We start from the raw sequence: 18520 nt of genomic DNA, 5'->3' as shown, positions 1-18520 counted from the left end.
TCCCACGCGATACTACGTATACAGTTTGATGAAGGAAAGGACCGAGCGCTCAGTTCGGACATTCTACACGCATGAACCGTAGCCTAACCAAGCCGCTGAATACGCTTCCAACTAGACGGGTTGTCATGAGTTGTAGCGTGGCGCCAAACCCATATTGGTGAACGCCAAGTCCCGCCTGAGCTGAATTGCGGGGCCGGTAGTTGCAGGCGACTTGCGCTACAAAGCACCCTGAACTCCCCACCAGGAGTCCTCCGATGAAAGCTGTCGCACTCACCCGCCATCTTCCGATCGACGATCCCGAGTCGCTGCTCGACATGGACCTCCCGTCGCCCGCAGCCCCCTCGGGGTATGACTTGTTGGTACGCGTGGAAGCGATCGCGTTGAATCCGGTCGATACCAAAGTGCGCGCGCCCAAACCGCAGACCCTGGATGCGCCGAAGATCCTGGGCTATGACGCAGCCGGCGTGATCGAAGCGGTGGGCTCGGAGGTCACCGCCTTTGCGGTCGGCGACGAGGTCTACTACGCAGGAGACATCGGGCGGCCAGGCAGCAACGCGCAGTTCCAGCTGGTCGACGCGCGTATTGCCGGCTGCAAGCCAACCTCGCTCAGCTTCGCCCAGGCCGCTGCCTTGCCGTTGACCACATTGACTGCGTGGGAGCTGTTGTTCCAGCGCATGCCCTTCGCCTTCGACGGCGCACGCAATCGCGGTAAGCACTTATTGATCATCGGCGGCGCGGGCGGCGTGGGCTCGATCGCGATCCAGTTGGCGCGGCATGCAGGCTTCACGGTGATCGCCACCGCCTCGCGCCCGGAGACCATCGAGTGGGTGCGGCAGATGGGCGCGCAGCATGTAATCGACCATCACCAGCCGCTGCATCCGCAATTGCGGGCGCTGGGCCTGGAGATGGTGGATGCGGCGCTCAATCTGGCCGACACCGATCGTTACTGGCAGCAACTAGGCGAGATCCTGGCACCGCAGGGACACGTGGGATTGATCGTGGAACCGCGCGGACCGCTGTCGATCGGCGACCCATACAAATCCAAGTGCATCGGCATCCACTGGGAATTGATGTTCACCCGCTCGCGCTATGCGACCGATGACATGGTCGAGCAGCACCGCATCCTCAATCGCGCCGCCAGCCTGATCGATGCGGGCGAGTTGCGTACCACGCATACCGAAACGCTGTCGCCGATCAATGCGCAACAGTTGCGCGAGGCGCATCGTCGGTTGGAAAGCGGCAGCACCATCGGTAAGTTGGTGCTGGCGGGTTGGTAATTGGCGCTTGTTGTTGAGTTCGAGTGCTGCATTGCGTGGGCTTGCAAATCGCCCACACCATCGGCAGTGCGCGTCAAAACTTGCCGAAAACTCTGTTTGCCTGCATCGTGCGCACTCCGTACGCCAGCGTATCCATGCCATGTCGCCCGCCACCGGCCTGTCCGCCCCTCCCTTCCCGCACCTGTTCACGCCGCTCGATCTGGGCTTCACGCAACTGCGCAACCGCGTCCTGATGGGATCGATGCATACGGGGCTGGAAGACCGTGCGCGCGATTTCCCGAAGCTGGCTGCCTATTTCGCCGAGCGCGCCGCCGGCGGTGTGGGCCTGATCGTCACAGGGGGGTTCTCGCCGAATGTGGTCGGCTGGCTCAAGCCGTTTGGCGGCAAGCTGTCGTGGCCTTGGGAGGTGCGCCCGCATCGCCAGATCACCCGAGCGGTGCGCGAACACGGCGCCAAGATCTGCCTGCAGCTGCTGCATGCCGGGCGCTATGCCTATCACCCGCTGTCGGTAGCGCCGTCCAGGCTCAAGGCACCGATCAACCCATTCACCCCGCGCGCGTTGTCGGCACGTGCAGTGGACCGGCAGATCGCCGCTTACGCGCGGGCGGCGCGGCTGGCGCGCGAAGCCGGATACGACGGCGTCGAGGTGATGGGTTCGGAAGGCTATCTGATCAATGAATTCACCGCAGCGCGCACCAATCAGCGCAGCGATGCCTGGGGCGGCGATGCTGCAAAGCGCATGCGTTTTGCGGTGGAGATCGTGCAGCGCATCCGCGAGGCCTGCGGGCCGGACTTCATCATCATCTACCGGCTGTCGCTGGTGGATCTGGTTGAAGACGGCAACCAGTGGCAGGAAATACTGGCACAGGCGCAGGCAATCCAAGCAGCCGGCGCAACCATCATCAATTCCGGCATCGGTTGGCACGAGGCGCGCATTCCGACCATCGCCACCTCGGTGCCGCGTGCGGCATTTGCCGGCGTGACCGCCAAGCTCAAGCCGCATCTGCGCATTGCGGTGGTGGCGACCAACCGCATCAATATGCCGGAAGTGGCCGAGCGCATCCTCGCCGATGGCGCGGCCGACATGGTGTCGCTGGCCCGGCCGCTGCTGGCCGACCCGCAGTGGACCAACAAAGCCCGCGCTGGGCAGTCGCACACCATCAATACCTGCATCGCCTGCAACCAGGCCTGCCTGGATCACGTCTTCGACAACAAGCTGGCCACCTGCCTGGTCAACCCACGCGCCGCACACGAAACCGAGCTGATCTACATGCCGACCAGCACGTCCAAGCGCATCGCCGTGGTCGGCGCAGGCCCGGCCGGCCTAGCCTGCGCGACGGTGGCGGCCGAGCGCGGCCACCGCGTGACCTTGTTCGAGGCCGCCACGGAAATCGGCGGCCAGTTCAACGTAGCCAAGCGCATCCCGGGCAAGGAAGAATTCAACGAGACGTTACGCTACTTCGGCCATCGCATCGAAGCGACCGGTGTGCAGCTACGTCTGAACACCCACGTGCAAGCGGCCGATCTGAGGGACTTCGACGAGGTGGTGCTGGCCACCGGCATCGAGCCGCGCAAGGTGGACTTCCCCGGCGCCGATCACCCGATGGTAGTCAGCTATCTCGACGTGGTACTGGGCCGCCATGTGGCCGCCGACAAGGTGGCGATCATCGGTGCCGGCGGCATTGGGTTCGATGTCGGCGAGTTTCTGGTGCATGCAGGCGAATCGACGACGCTGGATCCGGCACGCTGGATGGCCGAATGGGGCGTGGACCCCAACTTCGAGACACGCGGTGCATTAGTCAAACCGCAACCCGAGCGCCCCGCTCGTCAGGTCTGGCTGCTGCAGCGCAGCCCGGGCAAACCAGGTGCACGCCTGGGCAAGACCACCGGCTGGATCCATCGCGCAACGCTCAAGGCCAAGGGCGTCAAGATGCTTGGCGGCGTGGAATATCTGGGCGTGGACGATGCAGGGCTGCGAATTCGTGTGGACGGCAGCGAACAGTTGCTCGACGTCGGGATGGTAGTGGTCTGCGCCGGGCAGGAACCGCGCCGCGAACTGCTTGCTGCGCTGCAATCCGATGGACAGCAACCACATCTGATCGGAGGTGCGGACGTGGCAGCCGAGTTGGATGCCAAGCGCGCCATCAATCAGGCGTGTCGGTTGGCGGCTGCGTTATAGGACATTTTTCGAAACGTTCTTTGTTGGTCGGCACGGCGATCGGAGTGATGCTGAAAGCCGGCGCACATACCGCTGCATCGCTGTGGCAGCGCGATCAACTGTTGCCGCTGGCAGTGATCGCGACGCTGGCGCTACCGACCTTCGCCAAGCCGACACCGTATCTGGCGCAGTGGCGCCATGCAACTTCGCAAAAGGAACACCTGTCGCCGCAGCGCACGTGCCGCGGCATCTTTGATTGCTTCGGCACGTTAATACCTGGCCCCTTTGCATGTTCGCGATGATGAGAAACTGATTGGAACCCTTGCTTTCTCACTACCGAAATGTCTTTTAACGGTATGCATAGAAGCACTATTGCGCGTCGACGGAGCACCACGTCATCTGCGTCACGGACACCGCGGCATATAGGCCGACACCACGCCGCATGCATACCATTCAGAGCGGCTAACAAAACGTAGCGAGCAGCCACCACGTGGTGCTGTCGCGCGTTGAAGCTCACTTTCGTTGCATCACCGCAAGCCCATACGTGGCGCTGTGGTTTTTGATACGGCGCAAGGCAACCGTCGCCGCATCGATGCGACGCAGATTCAATGCTGCATTACGTGGTGCGGTGTCACGCAACGCCAAACGCTGCAAGCGATCGCAAGCTTAAAATTGGCGCATTCAGCCGCGATTATGTGATTTCCGTCTACTTTGCGTCACCTTTTTGGTCCACCCCATCTGGTGGGCACCTGCGGCGGTTTCTTCTTTACGCCGAAGACCGGGCGACCCGTGGCAGGCCGCCTCCCCATGACGCCAAGTCCTCTGCACTGATGCATCCGCCTTGGATGCTCTGCGGATCGGCCCATACGGAGCAAGGAGTTCTATGAAACTTGTTTGGATACTTTGGCTGTCGCACGTATTGCCGCAGCCGGCTGCGGATTCGCTGTGTTTGAGTACGACCGTGTACCTGGAAGCGCGTGACCAGACCTTGCGTGGTCAACAAGCCGTTGCCGAAGTTGCGTTGCGTCGTCTTGATAGCGGTTTGTGGGGCGATTCGGTGTGTCAGGTGGTCACCGCGCGCAAGCAGTTCGCGCCCACGATCGTGTCACCGGGCACGCAGCTGAAAAATGACGATGCCTGGAACAAGGCATTGGATGTGGCGCTGGCAGCGCAACGTAACTGGGCATTGCCGATCGGGCAGCGCAAGGAAATCGTGCCGGGCGCAAGTCACTTTGCCGCAAGCGCGATTGCAAGCCCGAGCTGGCGCAATGCGTATCAAGTAGCCATCATTGGCAACCACACGTTCTATCGCGTACAGAAGCTGCGTCCGCGCACCGCCTCCTGAGCACAGCGCGTCGCAGTGACTCCCTCGCAGGGCGCACGAGGCCAGTGCGTCTGCGATGCATCGGCGCTACAACGGCGTTGATGATCGATAAACACGCGCCGAGACGTCTCACGCATTGCATAGGCTGCATGCAGCAGCCCATGGACGCACAAGCCGCGATTGCTGCGTCTAAGCAAACGAATCTTGCGTTGCCTTGGACCGCCGCAGCGCGCGTCCACACGGTGGTGCCGGCCCGCACTGTACGAAGGCGTCGATACGTATCGGCAGGGTCGTACTTGGCTTGCCGGAGACGCCCACACCGATGCCGATGCCGATGCCGATGTGCAGGCTGCATTGAAGGCGGAAGGTCTGGCCTGAGCCAGCCGCAGGCCGCATCGGTGATGCATTCTGTGCAGTGGCTTAGGCGCACGCGGATTGGGCAGCGCAGGCCGACGTCGTTACGTGAAACATCGAAACGCTTAACGGACGCGATGCACAGACGAAAACGCCGGGCCATGCCCATAATGCTGTTCACTTAAGCAAATAGTCACCGAAAATCCGATACCAGACCTCTGGTATCGGATTTTTTTGTGTCCCTTCAACAGCAGCTGTTCGACCTTGGCGACCTGTTCAACTTCTCCGACCTGAGCACTTTTACGCAGAATATTCCGGTGGAGTGGGTGCAAGAGCTCGCACGTCGTTTGAACATCTGCGCACAAGGGCTGGCCTCAGAAGATCTGTTGGCGCGCAGTGGCGTCAGTCAGGCGCGCGCGACTGGGTGCCGATCCGGTCCACCATCTCTCGCCACAGGCCAGAAAACGCAATCCAGCGCTTCCCACGCACTGGGACGTGCGTGAAGTGAGCTATCTGCATCAGGGGAAAAGAAAGTCGGTACTGACCTCGCTGCCTGCCACCACTTACAGCGCCAAGTCTGTCGCAACGCTTTACCAGCAGCGATGGGAAATCGAACTGGGTTTGCGCGACATCAAAAGCTCGATGCAGCACAACGCAACGACCTTACGCAGCAAGAAGATCGACTTGGTGTACCAGGAGGTCTGGGGGTTGCTGCTGGCTTACAACATCATTGGACGTGAAGCCGGTCAGGCAGCTGTGGCGTTTGGCACAACGCCTGCGGACATCCGATTCACACCGGTCTGCCAGTACATCGCAGTGCAACTCATCGTGATGGCCGCAGCCAATCCGGCTTCCGCCACAGGAAGACGCCTATCCCAGCTTCGCTCAGGCATCGCGAGCCTGTTCTTCGATCACCGTCCAAGGCCTACGCGGCCAAGGACGGTGAAGATCTCGAAGACCCGCTATCCGGTAGATCGAAAGGCTGCTCCGCTTAAGTGAACAGCATTACGGGCCATGCCCGGCGTTTTCGCGACTCATTTGCTGGCATGCTGCCGCGCTCTTCTTCCGGCTCGACCAAGGGCTGGTCGATGCATTCCTGGCTGAAGCCGTCCATCGGCAACGAACGCGAAACAGGCGACGGCGACGCAACACCTTTCAGCACATCACTGCGGGATATCCAGACGCTGCTGCAACAGTGCCATCTGTCGCGCCTGGACCTCTTCGGAAGCCGATCGCGCCGCAACTTCCACAGCATCGTCTGGCGTCGGCACCAGGCTCCAAGTCGTGCTGAACTGGTCAATGGCTTTCGCCAGGCGTGCCTGCTCCTTCTCTGTAAGCGGCTGTTTGGCCTGCTTGGCTTGGAGGAGTTGCGCCATCTTGTACTGCGTATGGCATGTCTTTTTTGCCTCCCTGCTCTGCGGAGTATGGAATTGCACTTCAAAGCCCTGCCCGACACCATCCATGAAAACCGCATTGATGCCCTTGTATGGATTGGCCGGGTCCGTCGGTGCGACGAATGCGTTCTTTACCTTCAGCAAGGTCATGCCCTTTCGTTCGAGGCCCTCCAGGACCGCTGTGCATTGCGCCGCGAACGCGTCCCCTTCGATTTCGACCTCGTAGCGCAACACGTCCAACACGCTGGCTGCCGCCTTGAGTTGCTGTTGCGGTGTCTCGGGCTGACCGACCTTGCGCTCGATCTTGCTGCGGATCGAGTCCCTTTTCTTGCCGTGCTCGCTGACGAGCAACTTCGGCCCGCCGACGGTATCGGGCACGACCTCGCGGATGGCGGCGTTGATCTGCTCTTCGCGCTCCAGCGCCAAGTTGCGCAACCGGGTGGCCAATCGCGTCGACGGCTTCCCGGCGGCGCCTTGGAGCTGCTGGTTGACCATGCGCGATGGCCCGACCGTGGCTTGCCGCCGCAATGGCGCATGTTCGGCATGAGCGACGATGCGCTCGACGCCGGGGGGCAACGGCACCTGCGCGCGGGCTTCTCGCATGCGTTCGATGAAGGTCTGAAGCGATGCGTTATCGGGTCGATCCGCCAACTGTTCGGCCTGGCTACGCTTGTAGTCCGCGTGCAACTTGAGCTTGAGCTGCAGGCTCTGCGGTGTATGGAATTCCACCTGAAATTCGACCTGTTCGCGCATGCGCAGCTGGGCCACGACACCGCTGTAGGTTGAGCTGGACACAAAGTGGTTTTGCACCCCGATGCACCTGATTCCTTGCTTCTGCAGCGTATCCAGTGCGGTGCGCACCGTCTCAGCCAGTGCCGATGGATCGACTTCCACGGTATATCGCAGCGCGCTGCTCATCTGACGCGCAGCGTCCTCCACGCTCAACTGCTGCTTGCGGGCCCGCAACAGGATGTCGTCGCTCAGCGACTGCGGCGATCGCAGCTTTTTGTGGGACAACGCCAAGCGGCTGCGGCCCTGGTCCTGATCCACCAGCCTGCGCATCAGCGCACTGACGCCCGGCTCTTCCTGCTGCGCGCGCAGCGCAAGTTGCCGCGCATGTTCACGGGCTTCCATGCGCATTTCCTCCGTAAGTGGTGGCATCGGCTGCGACGAAGGCCACAGGCCCTCATCCACGATGTGTTCGCTACACCGCAACATCACGCGCGCGGCCAGTGTGGGAATACGCTCCAGCAGTTCCAAGGTGTCTTGCGCCTCAAGCCGACCGGCCGCCAGTTTGGCCCCGGCACCTTTGGTATAGGGCACGCTGTGCCGACTGGGCGCATGCCCCAACAAGCTTTTGAGTGACGAGACACAGGCGCTGAACTCGCGCGTGGCCGTGTCGGATTTGTATGCGTCGGTGCCGACCTTGATACCGATACTCAACAGGTTGCGCAGGCTTCCGAGCAGATCGTCTGGCGTATAGCCCAACCGCGACCGCAGCTTGCGCCGTGGATACCTGTCCACCAGTGCATGCAGGCGCGCGCGCGTGTTGCTGGCCTGCGCATAGGCGTTCGCCAGATGCGGTAGCAGTTCCGTCATGGAGCCGGGCAGCGGCAACGGCTCTTCCCGGCCGTCACGCCATTGCTGCAGCAGCGCCCGCAGCAACTCGGCCACCTGCTTGGCCGGCGCGTGCAATGCGTGGGCCACGTCCTCGTCTGCGGTCTGCACCAGGCGCTCGACCACCGCAGGATCGGGCGCGTCTGCATCCAGCTGCCGAAGCACTTCGCTACGCAGCGTTGCGTCCGTGCCCTCGTAGGTTCCAAGTACCGCGCGCTCGGCCACCCATGCCTGGACCTCGGGGGCCTGCGCGTACAGGCTGACCTGCAACCCGGTGAAGTCCTGGATCACATTCTGGTAAATCGCCATGATCTGCGCTGTGCGGCTCGGATCGTAGGCACCAGTGTCCGGATCGATCGCCGGGGTATGGGTCTTGGGCGGCTTGAACGAAGGGTGCGGATTGGCCTGCCGCTCCTGCTCGTCCCGTCGCACGTGCTGGCTCAACGCCGGCAGACCCGCAAACAACTGCACCGGATCGCCATCGCAATCGGCATCCAGGCGCTCGATCGTAGACAGGGGCAGGGCGACCAGCGAACCCGGTGCAAACACTTCCGTGCCGATATACGCGCCGCGGCCGTCCACCGCGGTGTCACGCTGTACCGGCGCCTTGGCGTGCTGCCAGTCGCTGTGCACTTTTACATCCTTGGCCGGTCCGACCCGGTCGCAATCCTTGTATTCCGCTGGCCACAGCGCATCGGGCACCACGATGTCGATGCCCTTCAAGCCGAACCAGGGCCGGTCGCTCTCCGCTCGCCGCGGCGCGGCATCTTCGCCCGGTACCTGCACCGCGTCTTCCACGCCGACATAGCTGTATTGCAGGGCGGCACAGCTGCCAAGGAACTGCGCTGTCGCATCCTGCTCTGCCTCGGTGCCGATGCGCTCAGGCTCGAACACCACCATGTTGGCTTTATCGAAAGGCGATTTTCCGACCAACAGATCCTTCCCGTCCCAGTGCGAGCTCTTGGCCTCGGGCAGATGCGCCCTATCGTCTGCCGACGCCACCAGAATCCCCGTCTTGCCCTGGATCAGACCGTTGGCCGCACAGCGGAACAGCGTTTCGCCGCTCAACTCCTGCTTCTGCTGCAGTGCAGGCAACCGCTCACGCAACGCCTCGACCGCTTCCTGCGCAACGGCCTCGTTCGGCGCGTAATACTGGAGCGCGCTCAACGACAAGTTCGACGGACGGTCGTGACCGATCGGCTTCATCGGCTGTCCGCCCTCCTGGCCCAGCGCGCGCCGATAGGCCGGCATGCGCTGGGCGACAGATGCCTTGATGAAGCCACAGCCGTCGTAGGGCTGTATGGCGATCGCGCGGCCCTGCTGGTCCTGCAGCTTGAAGGGATGCGCCGGCGCATCCAGGCGATCGGGCAGGTCGGGCATGAACAGCATGCGGAAGCGCCCTTCCAGAACATGGTCGGCCGGCCCCAACCCGGCGATGCCCGCTGGCGGGGACGGCCTCATCAGCCGCTGGAAGTACCAGAAGCTTTCCTTGTTGGGGAACAGTTTGGTCAACAACGTCATGAAAGGCGCATCCGGCAACACATCGCAAGCGCGCACGCCCATCAGCTTGGGATTGCGATTCTTCTTCCGGGCCTGCCTGTCCTGAATGCCCTGGAACTCCGAGGCGCGCAACTTCAACGCACTGCCGCCGAACATGTTGAAGCAATACGGCACGCCCTGATGGGTTACCGTCCGCTCCAACTGGAAGGAACTCGGCGAGCCGTCCAGTTCCACCTCGATCACCGGCATGTTGCCGGTCAGCCGGGTCAGCAGCGAGTAGCGCGGGGATGCGGTCTCGCTCGCACTGCGGGCAATCAACCGGCCAAAGCTATCCACCCGGGGCGGCAGTGGCGCCACCCCGGCTCCTGCTTGCGGAACGGCAGGCGGATGGTTCCACTGCCGCGCCACGGCATCCAGCCGCACCCGCGCCTGGGTGTGGCCTGCACGTGCCAGCTCCGCCTTCACCGTTGCGGCGTTTCTGGACAGGTACTGGTGCAGCGCACCGGACACCTCGTCGGATTCGATCATCGCCCGCACCGCCCAGCTCGATGCACCGAGTTCGGCATCCAGTAAGGGCTGCGCCTGCTGGACAACCGTACGCAACCATGCGCCCAGCTCGGCGCGTCGGACGTTGACATGCGCGGGCGTGCCGCCCAGTTCGCTCCACCGCCATTTCCGCGCGACCGCGGCATAGGTCTTGAGGGTCAGATACAGCGAATGTCCCGGCTTGCGCACGGTGCGGGCGTTTCCACGGTGATCGGCGGCCGAGATGTCCTGCGCCTGGCACGCATGCTGTTGCAGCACCAGCTCGATCTCATGGGCGATGTCTGGCTGCAGGCGATTGAGCAGTTCCAGCGTCTTCCGACGGTGACGGTGCAGCCCTGGGTCCTTGCTGCGCACCAGCGGCAGCAGCCCAACACACAGCGAGCCGTTCGCCTCCATGCTGATGCCGCCCGCCTTGCCTTGGCCGTGCAGGTCCTGCAGTCGTTTCAGCGCCGGCTCGACCAACGCGGCCAAGGTGTCGTACTGCTCCGCCTTGGCCAGCGCCTTGAGCAGGATCGACAACTCCACCATCGGAAACTCAGCCAGCCGCTTGGGCTCCTGCAGCAGATGCACGGCCAAGGCGTGCAGCCGGCCGCGCATCAATGTTTCCACAGACTCGTAGCCTTGACTTTCTGCCCACCGCGACATGCGCGACAACGCGTTGGCAAGCTGTGCCAGTCCGATTGGTGAGAAGGTCGCATAGGTATGGTTTCCGACCCCCAACCGTTCGGCGATGACCTGCATCCCCGCAATGCAGTCGGCCATGGTTTCGCGGCGGCTGAAAGCGCCGGCCAGCAATCCCAGAGTCTGCTGACTGAATGCCGACAGGCCCGCAGGTTCCTCCGCGCGGTCCACGATCTCGCGGCTGATGGCGCTCAGCCCGGCCAGGCCATCATGGACGTCGGCGACCTTGGCCAGGCCATTGGCCAACATTCCCAGCTGCTGCGGATTGAACTCTCCCGCCATACCCGGCGACTGGATGCGCCGTGCCACCTCGGCGCCAAGCGTGGCCATCGCCTGGCGCGCGTTCGGGTCACCGACTATCTTGGCCAGCCCATTGACCAGCATTGCCAGGCCCTGGCTGGAGAACCCGGACAAGCCACTGCCTGAGCCGCTACGCCGCACCACTTCCTGGCCCAGGGCGCTCAACCCGGGTAGGCGATCGACGTCCTCGGCCGCCTTGCTCAGGCCATTGGCGACCGAGGCCAGTTGCTGGGCATTGAAGTCCGACAGCCGGTCATGATGCACGGCCCGCCGCGCCACCTCCCCGTCCAGCGCCAGCAGCGCGTCCACGCTGTCGCGCTGGGCACTGGCTTTGGACAACGCGTTGCTCAACATCGCCAGCTGATTGGCGCCCAGGCCGGACAAGCCGTCCGGCAACCTGGCACGCCGCAGCAGTTCCCGGCCCAGCACGACCAGTGCAGCCTGCATATCCGTGCCGGAATCGCTCTCGTTCGTCTTGCTCAAGCCCTGGGCCAGAATTGCCAGACCCAGTAAGGAGATGTCCGACAACCTGCCGGCCCGCTCCACCACTTCCTGACCCAGCGCGACCAGGCCTGCGCTGCAATCGCGCTCGTCAGGCAGCTTGCCCAGGCCGTTGGCCAGCATTGCCAAATGCTCGCTCGCAACGTCCGACAAGCCATCGGGCGTGTCGCCACGCCGCGCGACTTCCCGGCCTATCGCATTCAATCCGGGCACGTGCCCCCCATTTTCTGCGAGCTTGCCCAGGCCATTGGCAAGCATCGCCAGATGCTGACCGTGCAGGGCAGACAACCCATCGAGCTCGCCGGCGCGCGAGGCCACCTGGCGACTCAACAAGGTGAGCAAGGGCAAAAAAATGGGCGCGTGGTCGTGGCCTTCGACCGCTTTGCCGAAAGCGCGGGCCAGCATTGCCATATCGACCAGGGAAAGAGGCGGCGATCCGGCTTCCCTTGCGGCACGCTGCAGCAACTCCTCACCAACCGCGATCAGGCCGGCGGCGCAGTCCCGATCCTCGACCCATTTACCCAGATCGTTGGCCAGCATCGCCAGGCCCTGCAAGGTCACTCCAGGCCACCCATCCAGCGGATCGCGGCGGCGTACCACCTCCCGTGCCAGCGCGCTCAACCCGGGGAGCGCGTCTTCCGGCTGGGTCAGCTTGCCCAGTGCGTTAGCCAGCATCGCCAGGCCCTGGTCCGCAAAGTGCGCAAGGTCGCCGTGCTTGGCGCTGCGCTGCGCCACTTCTTCTCCCAATGCACTCAGCGCAGATTGACTCGCGCCGCCCCCCTCGGCCAACTTGCTCAGTCCGTTGGCCAAGACGGCCAGCTGCTTGGCATCGTAATGCGACAGCCCGTCAAGCTCCTCGGCCCGCTGCGCCACATCCTCCCCCAAGGCATTCAGCACCGTTTCGCAGGCAGGATCGTCCTGGGCCACAATACGCAGCGCACCAGCCAGCATCGTCAGTTCCTCATGCCTGAAGCTCGGCAATGCACCGTTGACCTCGATGCGTTGTGCCAGTTCGCGGCCCACCGCCTTCAACCCGTTCGCGCAGGCCTGCATCCCAGGCAGCTTGGCCAGTCCATTGGCCAGCATCGCCAGTGAGGAACATTGGAAGTCCGACAGACCGCCCGACCTCTCCACCAGCCGCCGGGCGATTTCCTCACCCACGGCCGCCAATGCAGCCGCACTGGCCTGGTCCTGCGCCACCTTGCCCAGTCCATTGGCCAGCATCGCCAACTGTTGCTCCTGGACGTCCTGCGCCCATCGCGGATTTTTCGCGCGCTGCACCACCGCCCCACCCACCGCGACCAGGCCGGGAGCGATATTGCGGCCGCTGGTGGGTGGCCTGGAAAGACCGTTCGCGACCATTGCCAAGCCCTGAATGGTGAAGTCGTCAAACCCTGCCGGTATGCTGCCGCGCCGCGCCATTTCGCCGCCCACCGCACTCAATCCGGGCACGTCGGCATCCCCGGCAACCTTGCCGATCCCGTTGGCCAGCATCGCCAGATCCTGGGCATTGAATTTCGACAACCCGCCGCGCATCTGCACCCGCTGCGCCAGTTCTTGCCCCAGTTCCGCCAACGCGGCGCGTGCATCCTCGCTGGCGCCTGCCCAGCGCAGCCGCTGCCCCGCGTCGCCCGCCCGCTCGACCTCGCTGCGCCTGCTGTCGGATTCGGCGACCAGCCGCCCCAGCCCGGCAGCCAGAATTGCCAAATCCTTCGGGTGCAACTTCGACAATCCCTCGGCCGATATTCCGCGCAGCACGATCGCCCGCGCAATCACACCCATTGCCTCGCCCGCTGCCGCTGCCGTCTGCAAGTCCTTGCTCAACACCTTGGACAAGCCGTTGCAGATCTGCGTAAGTTCATATGCACCAAAATCTTGCAAACGCGGTTCTTCGTTATTCTCGCGGCGCACGTGCGCGGCAATCAGGTTGATCTCATTGGCGATACGCTCCAACCCAGCCGTGCACTGCGCGATCTGCGTTGCAAGGCCCGCATCGTCGTGTGGGTTGGGAAGATCCACGCACTTGGACAATGCATTGGCCAGATTGGCCATACTTAGCGGATTGACGTGCGTATCGCGATGACCATCGGCCAGGCATTGGCCGATCCGGCTCAACGCCTGGCGATAGACATATCCCGGTTTGGAGAGCCGAAACTGGGGATATTGGCTGAGCGAAGTGGCCATGGTGGAAAGGCCGATCCAGGACACATGGAACCACATCTGGCTCGACTGGTTGCAGATCTCATCGGCAATCGCCGCGCAACAGTCCCATTCGCCGCCTTTCTTGGCGTTGAGCATCTTTGCGCTGGTGCACGCCCAATAGTCGGATGCCTTGAATTGGAATTTACGCGAGGCAGCGTGATGCGCCACACGCGGGCCGCTGCTTGCTGCACCCGGTCGCAGCTGCGCACGCGCTGCCCGCTGAGGCTGTCGCGGCTGCGCATGTGCTGGCCGCTGTGGCTGTCGTAGCCGGGCGTTGTCCATTGGTACAACCTCGTGTTGCCTGCGCTGCTGCCCTTCGCCGCGCGGTGGCAAATTGCCGAGAATCCCTGCCGCCGGCTCATCCTGCGTATCGAATTGTTGCGCCGGCGCGCCACTCGTCGATGCACCCGAGCTTTCGCCTCGTTCCAGATGATTAGAAGCGCTCGATCCGCGTGTATTTCCAATGCTACGAAATCCGCCCACAGGTGCATCCTTTATCCAAGCCATTCGATGGCCAGCATGTTCTTGCCAGCGCATGCGCCATGGGTCACCCATGACGAAAGCCGGTCTCGATAGATGAAGCCAACGCTGCGGCGACACGCGAGCATGACCGCAGGTGCAGCGCATCCCTGAGACACGCTGGTCCGACACGACATCTGCAACGGGGAACTGCGTGATCGGCAATGCGGCCTGATCGAGCAGCGCAGGGCAGCCAAACGCCCGACGCGCTGACCTCGACCGGCAGCGCACTTGCCGTTCCTATGCAAACGCACGGCATCATCGGGTTTGCGACCGCGCGTGCATCGGCACCCGCTTGGGCGCGCGATGACCTGGTGCTACATCGGCTCTGCGCAACCCATTGCAAGCGCCGTGGCAACATCGGCACGTGGCCGCCAAACCGCAGGCAACATCGGGTTGTTCTCCAGTGCCATAACGCAGAACGCCAGGCATTACCCGGCGTTTTTTATCTACTTACGCGATCGATCAGCCCAACAGATGCGACACGCCACTGCGCTCTTCTTCCAGCTCGGCCAGGGTCTTGTCGATGTATTTCTGGCTGAAGTCGTCGATCGGCAGATCCTTGACCAGGGTGTACTCGCCGTTGGCGGTGGTCACCGGGAAACCGAAGATCACGCCTTCCGGAATGCCATAGGAGCCGTCGGACGGCACGCCCATGGTCACCCACTTGCCGTTACTGCCCAATACCCAATCACGCACGTGATCGATGGCGGCATTGGCGGCCGACGCTGCCGAGGACAGACCGCGCGCTTCGATGATCGCCGCGCCGCGCTTGCCCACGGTCGGGATGAAGGTGGAAGCATTCCATTCCTGATCGTTGATCGCCGCGCCGATGGACGCGCCATCGGCGGTCGCGAAACGGTAGTCCGGGTACATGGTCGGGCTGTGGTTGCCCCACACCACCAGCTTCTCGATGCCGCCGACCGGCTTGCCGAGCTTTTGCGACAGCTGGCTCAACGCGCGGTTGTGATCCAGACGCAGCATGGCGGTGAAGTTCTTCGGGTTCAGATCCGGCGCGGACTTCATCGCAATGTAGGCATTGGTGTTGGCCGGGTTGCCGACCACCAGCACCTTGACGTCGCGCTTGGCGACCTTGTTCAGGGCTGCGCCCTGCGCGGTGAAGATCTTGGCGTTCTCCAGCAACAGGTCCTTGCGCTCCATACCCGGGCCGCGCGGACGCGCGCCGACCAGCAGGGCGACGTCGATGTCCTTGAATGCCACGTCGGCGTCGTCGGTGCCGACCACGCCAGCCAGCAGCGGGAAGGCGCAGTCTTCCAGTTCCATGATCACGCCCTTGAGCGCAGCCTGTGCCTTTTCACTGGACAGTTCCAGCAATTGCAAGATCACCGGCTGATCCTTGCCCAGCATTTCGCCGGAGGCGATGCGGAACAACAGGGCATAGCCGATCTGGCCGGCAGCGCCGGTCACAGCAACACGAACGGGTGCTTTCATTGGAAGTTTCCTCTGCTAACAAAGTTGTTGGGGTGCACGCCGGCGGGGCCACACAGCCTGGCGGCGCGCGTTGACAAGCGAACGGCCGCACAAGGCGGCCGTTCGGGTAACGACATCAGGCGGCGAGGATCTTGTTCCACTCCGCGACGCGGTCGGCCTTGGCGGCCAGCACCGCTTCGGTATCGCCTTCGATGGTCACCTTGTTGATGACATCGCCCTGGGCGACGGCATCGACCACGTCCAGGCCCTGACTGACCTTGCCGAACACAGTGTGCTTGCCATCCAGCCACGAGGTAGCGGTGTGGGTGATGAAAAACTGGCTGCCATTGGTGTTCGGACCGGCATTGGCCATGGACAGCACGCCGCGCTCGTGACCGACACCGTTGTTGGCTTCGTCCTCGAAGCGGTAGCCAGGGCCGCCGCGACCGGATCCCTCAGGGCAGCCGCCCTGGATCATGAAGTCGGCGATGACGCGGTGGAAGCTCAAGCCGTCATAGAACCCGCGCTGGACCAGATTGACGAAGTTGGCAACGGTCAGCGGGGCCTTGTCGGCGAACAGCTCGACAGCAATCGGGCCTCGGGCGGTGTCGAAATGGGCAATCAGGGACATGGAAATCCTTGCAGGTTTCAGGGTATATGACAGCCCACTAGAATACACCCCAGCGCGCAAGCGGCCATGCAGGCTGCGACCATTGTGGGGGTCGCACAGCAAGCTGAATGGGCGATTTGAACCGCCCTGCAGGCGGCCGCAACGGCGTGACAACGAAACCGCTATAATGCCGCGCTTACCTCATCTCAAGACTGGCGCCAGACAGGGGCCCTTTCCGCATGTCCATCGAAAAACTCCGCAATATCGCCATCGTCGCGCACGTCGACCACGGCAAGACCACCCTCGTCGACTGCCTGCTGAAGCAGTCCGGCACCCTGTCCGAACGCACCGTGTTGGCTGAGCGCGTGATGGACAGCAACGATCAGGAAAAGGAACGTGGCATCACGATCCTGGCCAAGAACACGGCCATCACCTGGAACGGCAACCGCATCAACATCGTCGATACCCCCGGACACGCCGACTTCGGTGGCGAAGTCGAGCGCGTGCTGTCGATGGTGGACTCGGTACTGATTTTGGTCGATGCGATGGACGGCCCGATGCCGCAGACACGCTTCGTGACCCAGAAGGCCTTCGCGATGGGCTTCAAGCCGATCGTGGTGGTCAACAAGATCGACCGTCCCGGCGCACGCCCGGACTGGGTGATCGACCAGGTGTTCGACCTGTTCGACAAGCTCGGCGCAACCGACGAGCAGCTGGATTTCCCGATCGTCTACACCTCCGCATTGAACGGCTACGCCAGCCTGGATTCGGACGTGCGCGACGGCGACATGACCCCGCTGTACGAAGCGATCATGCAGCACGTGTCAGCGCCTGACGTGGATCCGGACGGCCCGTTCCAGATGCGCATCAGCCAGTTGGACTACAGCAACTTCGTCGGCGTGATCGGCATCGGTCGCATCCAGCGTGGCGTGTTGAAAAAGAACATGCCGGTCAGCGTGATCGACCGCGAAGGCAAGAAGCGTCAGGGCAAGGTGCTGCAAGTGCTGGGTTTCCTCGGACTTGAGCGCATCGAGCAGGACACCGCCGAGGCCGGCGACATCGTCGCCATTTCTGGCGTGGCCGAGCTGACCATCTCCGACACCGTGTGCGCGCTCGACGCCCCGGAAGGTCTGCCGCCGTTGACCGTCGATGAGCCGACCATCTCGATGACCTTCCAGGTCAACAACTCGCCGTTCGCCGGCAACAAGGACCTGTCCGGCGGCAAGTTCCTGACCAGCCGCCAGCTGCGCGACCGTCTGGACCGCGAGAAGGTGCACAACGTGGCACTGAAGGTCGAGGAAGGCTCAGACGCCGACAAGTTCCTGGTCTCCGGCCGTGGCGAACTGCATCTGTCGGTGCTGATCGAAAACATGCGTCGCGAAGGCTACGAGCTGGCCGTGTCGCGTCCGGAAGTGATCGTCAAGGAAATCGACGGCAAGCAGATGGAGCCAATCGAACAGCTCGTGGTGGACATCGAAGAACAGCACCAGGGTGGCGTGATGGAAAAGCTGGGCACCCGCAAAGGCCAGCTGAAGAATATGGAGCCGGACGGCAAAGGCCGCGTGCGTCTGGATTACATGATCCCGGCGCGTGGTCTGATCGGTTTCCAGAACGAATTCCGCACCCTGACGCAGGGCTCGGGCCTGCTATTCCACGTGTTCGACCATTACGGTCCGAAGGAACAGGGCGCGATCGCCAAGCGCCAGAATGGCGTGATGATTGCCAACGCACCGGGCGCAACGCCGGCCTATGCGCTGGGGCCGCTGGAAGAGCGTGGCCGTCTGTTCGCTGCCGAAGGCGATAATGTGTACGAAGGTCAGCTGATCGGTATCCACTCCAAGGACAACGATCTGACCGTCAACGCCATCAAGACCAAGCCGCTGACAAACATGCGCGCGTCGGGCAAGGACGATGCGATCAAGCTGACTCCGGCGATCAAGTACACGCTGGAACAGGCACTGGACTTCATCGAAGACGACGAGCTGGTGGAAGTCACCCCGAAGGAAATCCGCCTACGCAAGAAGTTCCTGACCGAAAGCGATCGTAAGCGCGCTGGCCGTTCGGGCTGAGTTGTCAGGTCGACAAGCGTGAGCAACAAGCCCTACA

Annotated in this window: 9 protein-coding genes and 2 pseudogenes; 8 read left to right on the top strand and 3 right to left on the bottom strand. The window is 62.9% G+C overall.

All coding sequences use genetic code 11. The annotated features are described in order from the left end of the window. Positions 1–254: 254 nt before the first annotated feature. The 7 genes and pseudogenes from J5I97_RS04635 to J5I97_RS04610 all read left to right on the top strand — a co-directional run. A complete protein-coding gene (locus J5I97_RS04635) occupies positions 255–1277 on the top strand; it encodes a zinc-binding alcohol dehydrogenase family protein (RefSeq protein WP_208589451.1) in 1023 nt (340 codons plus the stop codon). Positions 1278–1416: 139 nt separating this feature from the next. Continuing rightward, complete coding sequence (locus J5I97_RS04630) at positions 1417–3456, top strand: NADPH-dependent 2,4-dienoyl-CoA reductase (RefSeq protein ID WP_208589449.1); 2040 nt, start codon at positions 1417–1419, stop codon at positions 3454–3456. A 44-nt stretch (positions 3457–3500) separates the two neighbouring features. Then, a complete protein-coding gene (locus J5I97_RS19780) occupies positions 3501–3737 on the top strand; it encodes a hypothetical protein (protein ID WP_238135640.1) in 237 nt (78 codons plus the stop codon). 581 nt (positions 3738–4318) lie between these two features. Next, the gene (locus tag J5I97_RS04620) at positions 4319–4780 is read left to right on the top strand and encodes a cell wall hydrolase (protein ID WP_208589446.1); all 462 of its coding nucleotides are present in this window, start codon (positions 4319–4321) and stop codon (positions 4778–4780) included. A gap of 237 nt (positions 4781–5017) precedes the next feature. Beyond that, positions 5018–5137 (top strand): annotated as a pseudogene (locus J5I97_RS04615) (glutathione S-transferase family protein); the annotation flags it as partial. Positions 5138–5349: 212 nt separating this feature from the next. Further along, positions 5350–5616, top strand: coding sequence for a hypothetical protein (locus tag J5I97_RS20500; protein ID WP_371885831.1), 267 nt, complete (start codon positions 5350–5352; stop codon positions 5614–5616). Beyond that, a pseudogene (locus J5I97_RS04610) lies at positions 5558–6112 on the top strand (transposase); the annotation flags it as partial. The gene J5I97_RS20500 and the pseudogene J5I97_RS04610, both read left to right, overlap by 59 nt. Before the next feature lie 164 nt (positions 6113–6276). Here J5I97_RS04610 and J5I97_RS04605 read toward each other — a convergent pair. The 3 genes from J5I97_RS04605 to J5I97_RS04595 form a co-directional block, all read right to left on the bottom strand. Continuing rightward, complete coding sequence (locus J5I97_RS04605) at positions 6277–14022, bottom strand: hypothetical protein (protein ID WP_208589444.1); 7746 nt, start codon at positions 14020–14022, stop codon at positions 6277–6279. 816 nt (positions 14023–14838) lie between these two features. After that, positions 14839–15825: a malate dehydrogenase gene (locus J5I97_RS04600; RefSeq protein WP_208589442.1), complete on the bottom strand. Its 987-nt coding sequence runs from the start codon at positions 15823–15825 to the stop codon at positions 14839–14841. A 115-nt stretch (positions 15826–15940) separates the two neighbouring features. Further along, positions 15941–16435 (bottom strand): peptidylprolyl isomerase, encoded by a 495-nt coding sequence (locus J5I97_RS04595; RefSeq protein WP_208589440.1) that lies wholly within the window; start codon positions 16433–16435, stop codon positions 15941–15943. A 218-nt stretch (positions 16436–16653) separates the two neighbouring features. Between J5I97_RS04595 and typA the strand changes: the two genes are divergently transcribed. After that, positions 16654–18483 (top strand): translational GTPase TypA, encoded by a 1830-nt coding sequence (gene typA, locus J5I97_RS04590; protein WP_208589432.1) that lies wholly within the window; start codon positions 16654–16656, stop codon positions 18481–18483. The last annotated feature ends 37 nt before the right edge of the window (positions 18484–18520 follow it).

Source organism: Xanthomonas fragariae, from assembly GCF_017603965.1.
Classification (GTDB): Bacteria; Pseudomonadota; Gammaproteobacteria; order Xanthomonadales; family Xanthomonadaceae; genus Xanthomonas; species Xanthomonas fragariae_A.
This window is presented reverse-complemented; position numbering and strand designations above follow the sequence as displayed.